This window comes from Williamsia muralis NBRC 105860 (genome assembly GCF_001598915.1).
In the GTDB taxonomy this organism is placed as follows: domain Bacteria; phylum Actinomycetota; class Actinomycetes; order Mycobacteriales; family Mycobacteriaceae; genus Williamsia; species Williamsia muralis.
Genome location: NZ_BDAP01000009.1, coordinates 60636 through 73942 on the forward strand (window position 1 = coordinate 60636; position 13307 = coordinate 73942).

16 protein-coding genes are annotated in these 13307 nt (G+C 65.3%); 12 read left to right on the forward strand and 4 right to left on the reverse strand.

Annotated elements, in window-relative coordinates; all coding sequences use genetic code 11:
• Positions 1-7: 7 nt before the first annotated feature.
• Together WIMU1_RS23710 and WIMU1_RS23715 are read right to left on the reverse strand one after the other, a co-directional pair.
• A complete protein-coding gene (locus tag WIMU1_RS23710) occupies positions 8-406 on the reverse strand; it encodes a rhodanese-like domain-containing protein (RefSeq protein ID WP_062800806.1) in 399 nt (132 codons plus the stop codon).
• A gap of 52 nt (positions 407-458) precedes the next feature.
• Positions 459-1004: a cysteine dioxygenase gene (locus WIMU1_RS23715; protein ID WP_033335722.1), complete on the reverse strand. Its 546-nt coding sequence runs from the start codon at positions 1002-1004 to the stop codon at positions 459-461.
• 335 nt (positions 1005-1339) lie between these two features.
• Here WIMU1_RS23715 and fdxA point away from each other — a divergent pair, with 335 nt between their 5' ends.
• The 5 genes from fdxA (at position 1340) to WIMU1_RS25965 (ending at position 4538) form a co-directional block, all read left to right on the forward strand.
• Positions 1340-1666, forward strand: coding sequence for a ferredoxin (gene fdxA, locus WIMU1_RS23720; protein ID WP_023963285.1), 327 nt, complete (start codon positions 1340-1342; stop codon positions 1664-1666).
• 7 nt (positions 1667-1673) lie between these two features.
• Positions 1674-2789 (forward strand): succinyldiaminopimelate transaminase, encoded by a 1116-nt coding sequence (dapC, locus tag WIMU1_RS23725; protein ID WP_062800808.1) that lies wholly within the window; start codon positions 1674-1676, stop codon positions 2787-2789.
• Positions 2790-2957: 168 nt separating this feature from the next.
• Complete coding sequence (locus WIMU1_RS23730) at positions 2958-3842, forward strand: MbnB/TglH/ChrH family RiPP precursor modification enzyme (protein ID WP_084248524.1); 885 nt, start codon at positions 2958-2960, stop codon at positions 3840-3842.
• Positions 3820-4293 (forward strand): SCO6045 C-terminal-like domain-containing protein, encoded by a 474-nt coding sequence (locus WIMU1_RS23735; protein ID WP_062800809.1) that lies wholly within the window; start codon positions 3820-3822, stop codon positions 4291-4293. Before WIMU1_RS23730 ends, WIMU1_RS23735 begins: the two co-directional genes overlap by 23 nt.
• A complete protein-coding gene (locus WIMU1_RS25965; protein ID WP_081906620.1) occupies positions 4290-4538 on the forward strand; it encodes a hypothetical protein in 249 nt (82 codons plus the stop codon). Before WIMU1_RS23735 ends, WIMU1_RS25965 begins: the two co-directional genes overlap by 4 nt.
• A gap of 317 nt (positions 4539-4855) precedes the next feature.
• Here the strand turns inward: WIMU1_RS25965 and dapD are convergent, their stop codons facing one another.
• Positions 4856-5806 carry a 2,3,4,5-tetrahydropyridine-2,6-dicarboxylate N-succinyltransferase gene (gene dapD, locus WIMU1_RS23740; protein ID WP_084248526.1) on the reverse strand — a complete coding sequence of 317 codons (951 nt, stop codon included), beginning with the start codon at positions 5804-5806 and terminating at the stop codon, positions 4856-4858.
• Positions 5807-5853: 47 nt separating this feature from the next.
• On the opposite strand from dapD, the gene WIMU1_RS23745 reads away from it, so the two are divergent.
• Complete coding sequence (locus WIMU1_RS23745; RefSeq protein ID WP_062800811.1) at positions 5854-6564, forward strand: helix-turn-helix domain-containing protein; 711 nt, start codon at positions 5854-5856, stop codon at positions 6562-6564.
• Here the strand turns inward: WIMU1_RS23745 and WIMU1_RS23750 are convergent.
• The gene (locus tag WIMU1_RS23750) at positions 6546-6947 is read right to left on the reverse strand and encodes a VOC family protein (protein WP_030164089.1); all 402 of its coding nucleotides are present in this window, start codon (positions 6945-6947) and stop codon (positions 6546-6548) included. The two genes, WIMU1_RS23745 and WIMU1_RS23750, sit on opposite strands and share 19 nt — an antisense overlap.
• A 99-nt stretch (positions 6948-7046) precedes the next feature.
• On the opposite strand from WIMU1_RS23750, the gene dapE reads away from it, so the two are divergent.
• From dapE to WIMU1_RS23780, 6 genes are all read left to right on the forward strand, one after another.
• On the forward strand, positions 7047-8150 hold the full coding sequence (gene dapE, locus WIMU1_RS23755; protein WP_062800857.1) for a succinyl-diaminopimelate desuccinylase: 1104 nt from the start codon (positions 7047-7049) through the stop codon (positions 8148-8150).
• Between the two features lie 48 nt (positions 8151-8198).
• Positions 8199-8945: an LOG family protein gene (locus WIMU1_RS23760; protein ID WP_030164083.1), complete on the forward strand. Its 747-nt coding sequence runs from the start codon at positions 8199-8201 to the stop codon at positions 8943-8945.
• The gene (locus WIMU1_RS23765) at positions 8942-9481 is read left to right on the forward strand and encodes an LOG family protein (RefSeq protein WP_062800813.1); all 540 of its coding nucleotides are present in this window, start codon (positions 8942-8944) and stop codon (positions 9479-9481) included. The genes WIMU1_RS23760 and WIMU1_RS23765 overlap by 4 nt, the downstream gene beginning before the upstream one ends.
• A gap of 144 nt (positions 9482-9625) precedes the next feature.
• The gene (locus tag WIMU1_RS23770) at positions 9626-11347 is read left to right on the forward strand and encodes a long-chain-acyl-CoA synthetase (protein ID WP_245969241.1); all 1722 of its coding nucleotides are present in this window, start codon (positions 9626-9628) and stop codon (positions 11345-11347) included.
• Positions 11348-11453: 106 nt separating this feature from the next.
• Positions 11454-12266, forward strand: coding sequence for a dihydropteroate synthase (folP, locus tag WIMU1_RS23775; RefSeq protein ID WP_062800859.1), 813 nt, complete (start codon positions 11454-11456; stop codon positions 12264-12266).
• A complete protein-coding gene (locus WIMU1_RS23780) occupies positions 12263-13279 on the forward strand; it encodes a glucosyl-3-phosphoglycerate synthase (RefSeq protein ID WP_023963298.1) in 1017 nt (338 codons plus the stop codon). The genes folP and WIMU1_RS23780 overlap by 4 nt, the downstream gene beginning before the upstream one ends.
• Positions 13280-13307 lie beyond the last annotated feature (28 nt).

Sequence of the window (13307 nt, forward strand, 5' to 3'; positions counted from 1 at the left end):
CCGCGGGTCAACGGGCAGGCTCGGCAAGCCCGGCTTCGACGAGTGCCTCGAATCCTCCGACCACGTCGGTGGCCCGGTGGAGGCCGAGTTCCTGCAGCGACGCGGCGGCCAGGCTCGACGTGTATCCCTGCGAGCACAGCACGATCCATTGGACTTCGTGGTCGATCGCTTGGGTGATGCGTGCGTCGGAAGTGGGATCGAGTCGCCATTCGAGAACGTTGCGTTCGATGATGAGGGCACCGTCCACTTCGCCCTCGGCGGCGCGTTGGGCTGCTGGCCGGATGTCGACGAGCACTCCACCCTGTTCGACGGCGATCGGCACGTCCGCCGCTTCCAGGCGCACCAGGGCCTCCCTCGCACGGGCCAGCATTTCATCGATCGTCAGACGTGTTGCCACAGAACTCATGCTGCCCCACCGTCGGTGAGGACGGTCTTGGTCCGGCGAAGTGACTGCGAACTCATGCTGCCCCGCCGTCGGTGAGGACGGTCTTGGTCCGGCGAAGCGACTGCGAGTCGGTGACTTCGTAGTAGGACATCGCGGTCAACGGTGGTGAGTACGCGTGCACGCTGAGCGTCGGCTCGCTGGTCACCTCGCGGGTGGGGCTGCGGACCACGTCGTGGACCCAGCCCAGCGGGAACGAGGCCTGGTCGCCTTCGTCGAGAGTGCGTGCCCGGAGAGTGGATCCGGTCCACCGGTATTCGGTCAGTGCGCCCGACAGCACGGTGAGCGCGCCCAACGAACCGGCATGGTCGTGCAGGTCGGTTGATTCGTCGGGTGTCCAGCTGATCAGCCAGATGTCTACGTCGTCGTCGTAGTGCAGACGTGTTGCCCACCGGTTTTCCCGGTCCCAGTACTTGGGCAGCAGGTCGTCGTGGCGGCCGTCGAGTACGTCACTCGCGCTCTGGTCGGTCAACCGCAGCAGATCGGCCGGTCGCAACCGTGTCGGGAGGTGGTGGGTGGGTAGTGCGGCGGTGGAGAGCGGACGGTTCAGTGTGGAGGTCATGACAGGTGCTCCTGGGAAAGGTCGAATGGTGCGTGGTCGCTGGGTCAGCGACAACACATTCGGTTCCACAGGGGCATCTGGCGCACGGTCACGTCACCCAGGATGGATTGCGCCCGCCGGAGTGCACAGGGTTAGGACCGTCGTGATTTCAATCGAGGCCCGACCGACGGGGAGAAAGGCCACCTTGCATCACCCGGTTTTGACTTGATATGTGCAACGCGGATACTAGGAGGCGACAAGCGGGCAGTCTGCCGTCCTTTTTTGTGGTGGAGGGCGTGCCCGCTTTTGAGCGCGTGCAGCCCACGCGCGAGTAGCGAAGACGAGGAGGGTGGTCGGTGACCTATATCATCGCTGAGCCTTGCGTTGATGTGTTGGACAAGGCATGCGTCGAGGAATGCCCTGTCGACTGCATCTATGAGGGCGAACGGATGCTCTACATCCAGCCCGACGAATGTGTCGACTGTGGTGCCTGTGAGCCGGTGTGCCCGGTGGAGGCCATCTTCTACGAAGACGATGTGCCGGACGAGTGGGAACCGTATGTCAACGCCAACGTCGACTTCTTCGATGATCTCGGTTCGCCTGGCGGTGCCAGCAAGGTGGGCAAGGTCGCGTACGACTCGCCGTTCGTCAAAGCGCTGCCTCCGATGAACACCGAGGACTGACTGCCCGATGACAGTGGTGCGTGGCCGCGAACCGGTTTCCAGGCGGCTTCCGGATTTCCCCTGGGACACCCTCGCGGCCGCGAAGGCGCGGGCGACGGAGCATCGCGACGGCATCGTCGATCTCTCCGTGGGAACGCCGGTGGACCCGGTTGATCCGCTGATCCGGTCGGCACTGGCCGAGTCGTCGGGTTTTCCCGGCTACCCGGTGACCATCGGGACGCTCGAGGTCCGCAGCGCCGCGGTGGCCGCTCTTGCGCGCCGGCACGCGGTTCCCGGTCTCGACGAGACCATGATCTTGCCGGTGATCGGCACCAAAGAGGTCATCGCCGGTCTGCCGTCGACCCTGGGTATCGGACCGGGCGATCAAGTGGTGATTCCCGAAATCGCTTATCCCACCTATGAAGTCGGTGCCCTGCTTGCCGGTGCGGAGCCGGTTCGCGCTGATTCGCTCACGCAGCTCGGACCGAGTTCGCCTGCCCTCCTGTACCTGAACTCGCCGTCGAACCCCACCGGGAAGGTCCTCGGGCTCGAGCACCTCCGCAAGGTCGTCCAGTGGGCGCGCGAGCGCGGGACGATCGTGGTGTCGGACGAGTGCTACCTGGGCCTGGCGTGGGACGACGAACCGCTGTCGATCCTCGACCCCCGGGTCACCGACGGTGATCTGACCGGTCTGCTGGCGGTCCATTCGTTGTCCAAGACGTCGAACCTGGCGAGCTACCGCGCTGGTTTCCTCGCCGGCGACCCGGCGCTGATCGGGGAGCTGCTGGCCGTGCGCAAACACGCGGGCCTGATGGTCCCGTACGCGATGCAGGCGGCGATGGCCGCTGCGCTCGGCGACGACCATCACGTGGACGCCCAGCGGGAGCGTTACCGCGCCCGCCGCGAGACTCTCGCGGCGGCCGTTCGCAGCGCCGGGCTGAGGATCGATGAATCGGCCGCAGGTCTGTATTTGTGGGCGACCAGGGACGAGCCGTGCCGGGACACCGTCGACTGGCTTGCCGAGCGCGGCATCCTCGTCGCCCCAGGCGATTTCTACGGCCCGCGTGGCGTGCGCCATGTACGGTTCGCGCTGACCGCCACCGACGAACGGATTACGGCTGCGGCCACCCGCCTGGCATCCTGACCTGCAGATACATCACCTGTAGCCAATCTGAGACCGTTCCGTTACCCCATTTCGTCGACTTTGGGCGAAGCTGTGATCAACCAGCTGGATCGATTGTCGAAACAGCTACCGCTACAAGGGATTCGAATGGCCGGCGCCGTCCACTCGTGAACCGGGTGAGGAGGCGTGATGAGCACACAGCTGACCGGATCATCGATCGCGTGGCGTGCCCCGATCTCCGACCTGCTGGGCGATCTCGCGGATGCGGGGTCTCTGCGCTTCACAGAGGTGGTCGCCGAGAACATGACGCCCGGCGCGTTGCCGGACGGAGTGATCGATCTGCGCGCCCGAGGAGTGACGATCGTGGCGCACGGTGTCAGCCTGGGCCTCGCCGGAGCCGATGTACCCGACCCGGGGCGTTTGCGCCGACTGGCCGAACTCGCACGTGAACTCGAGTCGCCGGTGGTCAGCGAGCACATCGCGTTCGTCAGGGCCGCCGACTCGCCCGATCCTCTTCATGGCGACGTTCTGGAAGCCGGTCATCTGTTGCCGCCTCCCCGAACACGCGCGGCGTTGACAGTCCTGTGCGACAACGTCTCCCGCGCCCAAGACGCAGTGGGTGTACCGCTGGCACTGGAGAACATCGCGGCGCTGATCGCCTGGCCGGAGGATGAGTTCGACGAACCCGACTATCTCGCCGAGATCGTCCGGCGCACAGGGGCACAGTTGGTCCTGGACGTGGCCAACCTCTTCTCGAGCGCCGTCGCGCAGGGGACTGATCCGCTACAACAGTTGCTGCGATTCCCGTTGTCGCACATCGCCTACGTGCACACCGCAGGCGGGCGTTATCGCCAAGGTCGATATGTGGACACCCATGGCGATCCGATTGTGGACGATGTGACGACGTTGCTCACGCAGTTCGTGGCGGGATGCCACCGGGCGCGGGTTCGGGTTCCCGGGATCATGCTCGAACGTGACACGGACATCAGACCCGAGACGGTGTTGCCGGGCTTGCGCGCGATCGACGCCGCGATCGAGGAAGGCCGGGTCCGTGAAGGCGACCACTGCGCTTGACCGAGAACGCGCGGCGCTCGCCGCCCGTCAACGCGAGGTGGTGGGTGACCTACTGGCAGGCCGGGTCCCCGCCGGCTTCGACCGCGTCGGATCGATGCTGACGAGCGACATCCTGGTCGGGAAGCGAGCTTCGGCGGCGCTGCGTGCAGGCCCCCAACTCGAAGCGCTCCCGCGCTGGCGTTCGCGGTTCGGTCAGTTCGGTAGAGAGAACTCCCTTCGTGGGTGCGCGCATGATGACGTGGCCGCTTTCACGTTGTGGCTCGAGCGTCGCGAGGATCTGGACCCCGAGGCAGCGGATTGGCTCGCGGTCGAAAAGGTGTACGCAGGTGTCCGTCGGATCGCTTGGGTGCGCTACCGCGGTCGTCGAGAACTGGTGATCGGAATGGGTTCGGCGACATGGCATCTGTCAGGGTCGCGTCCAAGAGTTGTCGACGAGGAGGGGTTGTCATGAACGCACTGTTCATAGCTCTGGCGGTGGGGATACCGGCTCTACTGTTCGTCTTGCTGACCCGATCGGTGCAGCCGGGGCGCCGCCGCAGGCGTCGCGGTGGCTGGTCCGGGGACGGCGGCGGGTGGATCGGCGGGTCCGATGGGGGAGGTCACGGCGACGGTGGGTCCGGCGGTGGTTCGTGTGGAAGCAGTTGCGGCGGCGGTGGCTCGTCGAGTGGTGGCGGTGGCTGCGGGAGCAGCGGTTAGAGAGGCGACGCGATGACAATTCTGATCGTGATCGGTGCGTGTTTGGCCGGCGGGGCGCTGATCGCCCTCATCGCCGTGGTCGGTTCTCGCTCGTCCAGGTCAGCCGATCGGTATCGAGCTCCTGGCCGGGGGCGTGGGTATAACAACAGCTGCGGATCGGGCCACCAACACAACTGCAGCTCGAGCAGCTCGTGCAGCAGTTCAGGATCGTGCAGTTCGGGCAGTTCCTGCAGTTCCGGGAGTTCCTGTGGCTCGGGGTGTGGTGGTGGTGGCGGAGGCGACTGATCGTCGACGCCGCCCCACCACCACCTCGCGCGTCAGTTCGCGTGGAGTGCCGCGTTCAGTTCAATCCCGTCGCCCTTCCATGGGGCAACCTCCACGGCGCCGGTGGTGCTGTTGCGACGGAACAAGATGTTGCTCTTGCCCGACAGCTCCCGCGCCTTGACCACGGTGCCGTCGGGTCCGGTGACCTTGGTGCCCGCGGTCACGTAGAGGCCCGCTTCGATCACGCAGTCGTCTCCGAGCGCGATACCGCACCCGGAGTTGGCCCCCAGCAGGCAACGCTTGCCGAGCGAGATGATCTCTTTGCCGCCGCCGGACAGGGTGCCCATCGTCGACGCACCACCACCGACGTCCGACCCGTCACCGACGATGACCCCGGCCGAGATCCGGCCCTCGATCATCGACTGTCCGAGTGTTCCGGCGTTGAAGTTCACGAAGCCCTCGTGCATCACCGTGGTTCCCTCGGCAAGATGCGCGCCGAGGCGTACGCGGCCGGCGTCCGCGATCCGGACTCCGCTCGGCACAACGTAATCGACCATCCTGGGGAACTTGTCGATGCCGTAGACAGTGACCTGGCCACGGACCCTGAGCTTGGCGCGGGTGAGCTCGAAGCCCTCGACGGCACACGGGCCGAAGTTGGTCCACACCACATTCGACAGCTTCCCGAAGACCCCGTCCATGTTTGCGCCGTGGGGAACGACGAGTCGATGTGAGAGCAGGTGCAGTCGCAGGTATGCGTCGTGGGCGTCCGAAGGTGCATCGGCCAGCACGATCGAGGTGCGGACCGCCACGGTGCGCACACCGCGTTCGGTGTCGCTGCCCACCAGAGAGGCGAGGTCGGCGGGTACCTCGTCGCCTTCGAGGAGAGTTGTACCGGATTCGGTCACCTCGGTGAGTTCGGGCGAGGGATACCAGGTGTCGAGGACCGCCCCGTCATCGGTGATGGTGGCGATGCCGATGGCTGAGGCTCCAGATGCGTTGGTCACGGGTCATGAGTTTACGCGGAGCAACTTCACGCAGGACAATCCAGAGTGTGTCCGAATCCGTCACCTACCGCGAACGTCGCTCGTCGCTGGTGCCCGCGACGATCTGGTGGCGCAGCGGCCCGGCAGGTCCCACCGAGATATTGCCGGATGGGTGCATGGACCTGATATGGACGGGCACAGACCTGATGATCGCCGGACCGGACACCGGACCCGTCGTCGTGGAGGGATCGCGCACGGCAGACATGACCGCTTTGCGATTCGAGCCGGGTATTGCCCCGGTCGTCTTCGGTTGTGCCGCAGACGAACTGATCAACAGCAGGGTCGCGCTCGACGATGTGTGGCCGGCCCGGGTTGCACGCCTGCTCACCGAACAGGTGGCATTCGCCGCGGATCCTGCAGCAGTACTACAGAGATGCGCCGCCGACAGCCTCGCCCGGAGGCCGCCCCCGCGATGGCTCCGTCCGGCGACGGCACTGTTGGCGGAGGGTCAGCCGGTGAGCCGGGTCGCCGACGAGGTGAGCGTGAGCCCTCGTCAACTCCAGCGATGGTCGCGGCACCACTACGGATACGGCGCCAAGGCGCTCGCGCGGATCCTCCGGGTGGATTCTGCGCTGGATGGCCTACGGGCCGGGGCCCCGCTCACACAGGTGGCCCACTCGACCGGGTACGCCGACTACGCGCACATGTTCCGCGAGGTCCGGGCGGTCACCGGGAAGGCCCCGACCCATTTCGCGCGTGGTCAGGTCGAGGGGGCGTAGAAGTCGACGCTGTTCCCATCGGGATCGACGACGGTCGCGTAGCGCTGGCCCCAGAACGCGTCGAACGGTTCGAGCCGGCCCGTGTGGCCGGCAGCGGTCAGTTCCGCGTATCTGGAATCCACCTCGGCCGGGTCAGCGCATTCGAATGCCAACGAGATCCGTCCACCCTTTGCGAGCGCCGACCATGCGGGGTCGAACTCGGCGATGCTGTGGGCGGTGTCGAGCAGGATCCGGAATCCCCCGAATGCAGTCGACTCGGTATGAGGGGCATCGACCCCGTCGTCTGCGAACTCGAGACCACACGCTCGGTAGAACGCGACCGAGGCGGCCATGTCATCGACCACGATGGACAGCGCATTGAGGATCGGCTTCGGCGTTTTCATGAGCGTCAACGTATTTGCGTGCCCGGGCATCGGTCATGAATGTTTCGGACAACGTGGACAACTCGTGCGGGGGAGCGGTGGGCGACTACGGTGAACCACGTGAGTATTCCGGCCCTTGACCTGCGCGCCGACCCGATCGACCTGACGGCGGCGCTCGTCGACATCCCCAGTGTCAGTCATGACGAAGCCGCGATCGCGGATGCCGTGGAGATCGCGATACGCGAGCAGACCTCCGGTTTCGAGGTGCTGCGCCACGGCAACCGGGTGCTCGCCCGCACCGATCGCGGAAAGGCCCGTCGAGTGGTGCTCGCCGGCCACCTCGACACCGTCCCCATCGCCGACAACGTCCCGAGTCGCCGTGAGAAGGCAGGCAGTGACGGTGATGTGCTCCACGGATGCGGCACCGTCGACATGAAGTCCGGCGACGCAGTTTTCCTGCACCTCGCCGCCACACTCGACGACCCGAACTGCGATCTGACCCTGATCTTCTACGACTGCGAAGAGATCGCCGCGAAATACAACGGCCTCGGTGTCATCGAGCGCGAGTTGCCGCAGTGGCTCGCCGGAGACGTCGCCATCCTGGGTGAGCCCACCGCCGGTCAGATCGAGGCGGGTTGCCAGGGCACCCTGCGGGTGAGGTTGAGCACCCCGGGTGTGCGCGCTCATTCGGCTCGCTCCTGGCTGGGCGACAACGCGATCCACAAGCTCGGTTCGGTGCTCCAGACCCTGGCCGCCTACCAGGCGCGCCGAGTGGACATCGACGGGTGCGAATACCGGGAAGGTCTCTCGGCCGTGCGCATCGAGGGCGGTGTCGCGGGAAACGTCGTGCCCGACGTGGCGAGCGTCGACGTGAATTTTCGGTTCGCACCGGACCGGTCGGTGGAGCGGGCGACCGACCACGTCCGCCAGCTGTTCGCGGACGAGATCGCCTCGGGCGCAGTGACCTTCGAAGTGACGGACTCGGCGGCAGGAGCGCTGCCCGGACTCGGGCATCCGGCGGCCGCGGCCCTGGTCGCGGCAGCAGGCGGAAAGTTCCGGGCCAAGTACGGGTGGACCGATGTGTCCCGGTTCTCGGCGCTCGGGATCCCGGCGGTCAATTTCGGGCCGGGAGACCCAAATCTCGCGCACAAACGCGATGAACGGGTGCCCACCTCGCAGATCACCGAGGTGACCGACGTTCTTCGGCGATATCTCACCGCCTAACCGCCTGCTCGGGGGCCGACATCTGCCGACCGTTGCTAGCGTCGTGGCATGTCAACACCCGACCGAGACACCCGACTCAGCTATCGCGGGGCGGCCCGGATCCGCGAGGATCACGACAAGCCTGTTCAGACCACGGACCAGCGCCTGCTGCGATCACCCGATTCCGCACGTGACCCGTGGAGGGTGCTGCGCATCCAGTCCGAATTCGTCGAGGGTTTCGACACCCTCTCGACGGTCTCGTCCGCGGTGACCGTGTTCGGTTCGGCCCGCGTGCAACCGGGTTCCCCGTTCTACGAGTTGGGCCGCGAGCTGGGTGCGGCGCTGGCCGACGCGGGATATCCGGTGATCACCGGTGGCGGACCCGGTCTGATGGAAGCGGTCAACCGCGGCGCCTGCGAGAACGGTGGTTACTCCATCGGGCTCGGCATCGAGCTGCCGTTCGAGCAGAACCTGAACGAATGGGTGGACCTCGGCATCAATTTTCGGTACTTCTTCGTCCGTAAGACCATGTTCGTGAAGTATGCGCAGGCTTTCATCTGCTTGCCCGGTGGCTTCGGAACGCTCGACGAGCTCTTCGAGGCTCTCACGCTGGTGCAGACCCGCAAAGTGGTCCAGTTTCCGATCGTCTTGTTGGGCAAGGACTTCTGGGAACCGCTCCTGGCCTGGGTCCGTACGACGATGGCCGGTGAGGGCCTCGTGTCCGAAGCGGACATCGAGCTCCTGCAGGTGACCGATTCGGTGACCGAAGCAGTCGCGATCGTAAACGAATCGCGCCAGCGGCAGGCCAAATCATGAGTGCGATCTGCGTGTATTGCGCGTCCGGACCGGTGCCTGCCGAGTACCTGCAGCTGGCGGCCGAGCTCGGCACCGCCATCGGCAGCACCGGGAACACGCTGGTGTCCGGGGGTGGCAACGTGTCCATGATGGGTGCGGTGGCGCAGGCGACCCGCGACGCCGGTGGCCACACCGTAGGGATCATCCCCAAAGCGCTGGTGCACCGCGAAGTCGCGGACACCGACGCCGATGAACTCGTCGTCACCGACACCATGCGTGAGCGCAAGCAGCAGATGGACGACCGGGCCGATGCGTTCATCACCCTGCCCGGAGGTATCGGGACACTGGAAGAACTCTTCGAGACGTGGACGGCCGGCTACCTCGGCATGCACGACAAGCCCGTGGTCCTGCTCGATCCCGGAGGACATTACGACCCGCTCGTGCGGTGGTTGCGCAACCTGACGGCAACCGGGTTCGTCTCCACGCATGCACTCGATCGGCTTGTCGTCACCAAGTCGGTCCGCGACGCTTTGGCAGCGTGCAATATTTATCTGTGAATATCGGTAACCTCATCGCGAACGTGCCGTGCGGAGCTCTACGGAGCTCGTTTGGGGGCACAACGGACAAGCATCGGAGCTCAGGTGGCAAGTGAATCCCGGACAAGTGTTGGACTTCTCGACGTTGCGAAGGGCGCGCTTGCGATGGTGCCGGATGTACCCGGCATCGTCAGGCACGCACCGGGACTGATCCTTCGCAGGCCGTCGGCGGAGTCGACGATCGGGTCGGTGTTCAACTCGCTGGTGGCCAAACACCCCGAGCGGCCTTTCATCCGGTTCGAGGGCAATTCCATCACCTACGGTGAGGCCAATCGCCGGATCAACCGCTACGCCGATTTCTTCAGCAAGAACGGTGTGGGACAGGGCGACGTCGTAGGCGTACTCGCGAAGAACCATCCACAGACGCTCCTGGTGATGATCGCCGCGGTGAAGCTCGGTGCGGTGGCGGGGATGCTGAACTACAACCAGCGTGGGAAGGTACTCACCCACAGCCTCGGGATCCTCGAGGCCACCGTTCTCGTGGTCGACCCGGAGGTTCGCGAGGCCCTCGAATCGATCGACGACGATCACGTGCTGCCCTCGGTCACAGTTGATTTCGATGAGCTCAACGAGGCCACCGAAGGTCTGAGCGAAGAGAATCCTGCGGTCACCGCCGGGCTTCCCGCAAAGACCAAGGCGTTCTATATTTTCACCTCCGGCACCACCGGGATGCCGAAGGCCAGCATCATGTCGCACTATCGCTGGATGACCAGCATGGACGGCATCGGCGGCATGGGGGTGCGGCTTCGCCACAGCGACACCATGTATTCGGCGCTGCCGCTCTACCACAACAATGCACTGACAGTTGCGCTGTCGTCGGTGCTGGCGTCGGGCGCATGCCTCGCCATCGGCAAGTCGTTCTCGGCGTCCCGCTTCTGGGACGACGTGATCCAAAACCGGGCCACTGCGTTCTGCTACATCGGCGAACTCTGCCGGTACCTGATGGCCCAGCCCGAGAAGCCGACCGACCGCAGCCATGGTGTGAAGGTGATCGTCGGTAACGGCATGCGCGCCGAGATCTGGGAGAAATTCACCCAACGCTTCGGCATCGAGCGGGTTGTCGAGTTCTACGGCGCCTCCGAGCTCAACCTGGCATTCATCAACGTGTTCAACCTGACCCGCACCGCCGGGTTCTGCCCGCTGCCGTACAAGGTCGTCGAGTACGACCACGAGACGGGCGACCCGAAACGCAACGGCGACGGCCGCCTGACAAAGGTCTCGAAAGGTGAAGCGGGACTGCTCATCTCGGAGATCTCCGACCGAGTGCCCTTCGATGGCTACACCGATGAAGAGGCGTCCAACAAGAAGATCATCTCCGACGCGTTCAAGGACGGTGACCGGTGGTTCAACTCCGGTGACCTCGTGCGCGATCTGGGTATGTCGCACATCGCCTTTGTCGACCGGCTCGGTGACACCTTCCGCTGGAAAGGCGAGAACGTCGCGACCACCGAGGTCGAGGGTGCGCTCGCAGGCGTCGACACTCTCGATCAGGCCGTGGTCTACGGCGTGGAGGTGCCGGGCAGTGACGGCAAGGCCGGAATGGCCTCGGTGACCGTCCGCGAGGGCGCCGACCTGGATCCGAAGGCGCTCGCGAAACACCTGTACGACGAGCTGCCCCAGTACGCGGTCCCGCTGTTCCTCCGGGTCGTTGATCAGCTCGAGCAGACATCGACGTTCAAGAACCGGAAGGTCGAGCTGCGCGATCAGGGTTATGCGGACGTCGGCGACGATGCGCTTTATGTTTTGACCGGTAGCGAGGACGGGTACATCGAGTTCTACGATGAGTACCCCGATGACGTTGCCGGAGCCAAAGTCCCCCGCGGATAAGCCGATCCCGAGCGCGCAGACCGTGAGGCCTGATGCGTGGTCGGCGCATGCGCCGGTGTCGCCGACCCTCTGTGGCCGTGCGGTCGCCACGGATCGTGCGTTGGTCATGGCGATCGTCAACCGGACACCTGATTCGTTCTACGACCGTGGGTCCAGCTTCACCGACGATGGCGCGAAGTCCCGAGTCGAGCAGGTGGTCGCAGAGGGTGCCGACATCGTCGACATCGGCGGGGTGAAGGCGGGTCCCGGTGCCGAGGTGGACGCCGCCGAGGAAATCGACCGGGTGTTGCCGATGGTCGAGTGGATCCGTGATCGGCACCCGGATCTCATCATCAGCGTCGACACATGGCGGGCCGATGTGGCCCGCAGAGCAGTGGACGCAGGGGCGGATCTGATCAACGACACGTGGGCGGGGGCCGATCCAGACCTGGTCTCGGTGGCCGCCGAGATGTCGGCGGGCATCGTTTGTTCGCATACCGGGGGAGCCGTACCGCGTACCCGCCCCCACAGGGTTCGGTACCCGGACGTGGTGGCCGACGTGCTCGCGGAGGTGACCAAAGCTGCCGACCGGGCGGCTGCCGCAGGTGTGCGCCGTGATTCGATTGTCATCGATCCGACGCATGACTTCGGGAAGAACACCCATCACGGGTTGGCTTTGTTACGCCAGGTGAACGTTCTGGTTAATACCGGCTGGCCAGTGCTGATGGCACTGAGCAACAAGGATTTTGTAGGGGAGACTCTAGGGGTAGGCCTGGAAGATCGGCTGGAGGGGACACTGGCCGCGACAGCACTTGCCGCTTTGGCGGGAGCACGAGTGTTTCGCGTTCACGAGGTTGCCGCCACACGAAGGGTGGTCGAGATGGTTGCCGCAATAGCCGGGACCAGACCACCTGCCCGAACAGTAAGGGGTTTGGCATGACCGCTGGAAAACACGTCACTGGAAAGTCCGACCGCGTCTGGACGCCCATCGCGTCCGCGCCCGAAGATTCGCCGCAGGCCGAGTGGGCCGCCGATCACAGCTGGGACCGACCAGACTGGTCTGTCGAGGAGTTGGTGGCCGCAAAACGCGGCCGCACGGTGTCGGTGGTCCTGCCGGCGCTGAACGAGGAAGACACCGTCGCGGATGTGATCGCCTCGATCCGTCCACTCGTCGGCACCCTGGTCGATGAACTCGTCGTGCTCGACTCGGGCTCGACCGACGCCACCGCCGAGCGGGCTCGCGCGGCCGGTGCCCAGGTGATCACCCGTGAAGAGGCGGTTCCCGAGGTGGAGCCGGTCCGCGGTAAAGGTGAAGTCCTGTGGCGTTCGCTGGCCGCCACCACCGGCGATCTCATCGCTTTTGTCGACTCCGACCTCATCGATCCCGATCCGATGTTCGTCCCGAAACTGCTCGGACCGCTGTTGATCAACGAGGACATCCAACTGGTGAAGGGCTTCTATCGACGTCCGCTCCGTACGGGTCAGGGTGAGGACGCAAACGGAGGCGGCCGAGTCACCGAACTGGTTGCCAGGCCGCTGCTCGCGTCCTTCAAGCCTGATCTCACCGCGGTGCTGCAACCTCTCGGAGGCGAATACGCCGGCACCCGAGAACTGCTGTGCGCCGTTCCTTTCGCCCCCGGTTACGGAGTGGAGATCGGGTTGCTCGTCGACACCTACGACCGCTACGGGATGGCCGGCATCGGCCAGGTCAACCTGGGTGTTCGCACCCACCGGAACCGCCCTCTTGTGGAGCTCGGGGTGATGAGCCGCCAGATCGTCGGCACACTGATGGGCCGGTGCGGCATCGAGGACTCGGGTGTGGGGCTCACCCAGTTCAAGATCCAGCCCGACGGCACCTTCACACCCAAGACCACCGATGTCTACCTCGCTGATCGGCCCGCGATGAACACCTTGCGGCCGATGGCCACCACGCGAGCGCGCCGCGCCTCGTAACGGCCGACCCAACCGTCACCACAGCACC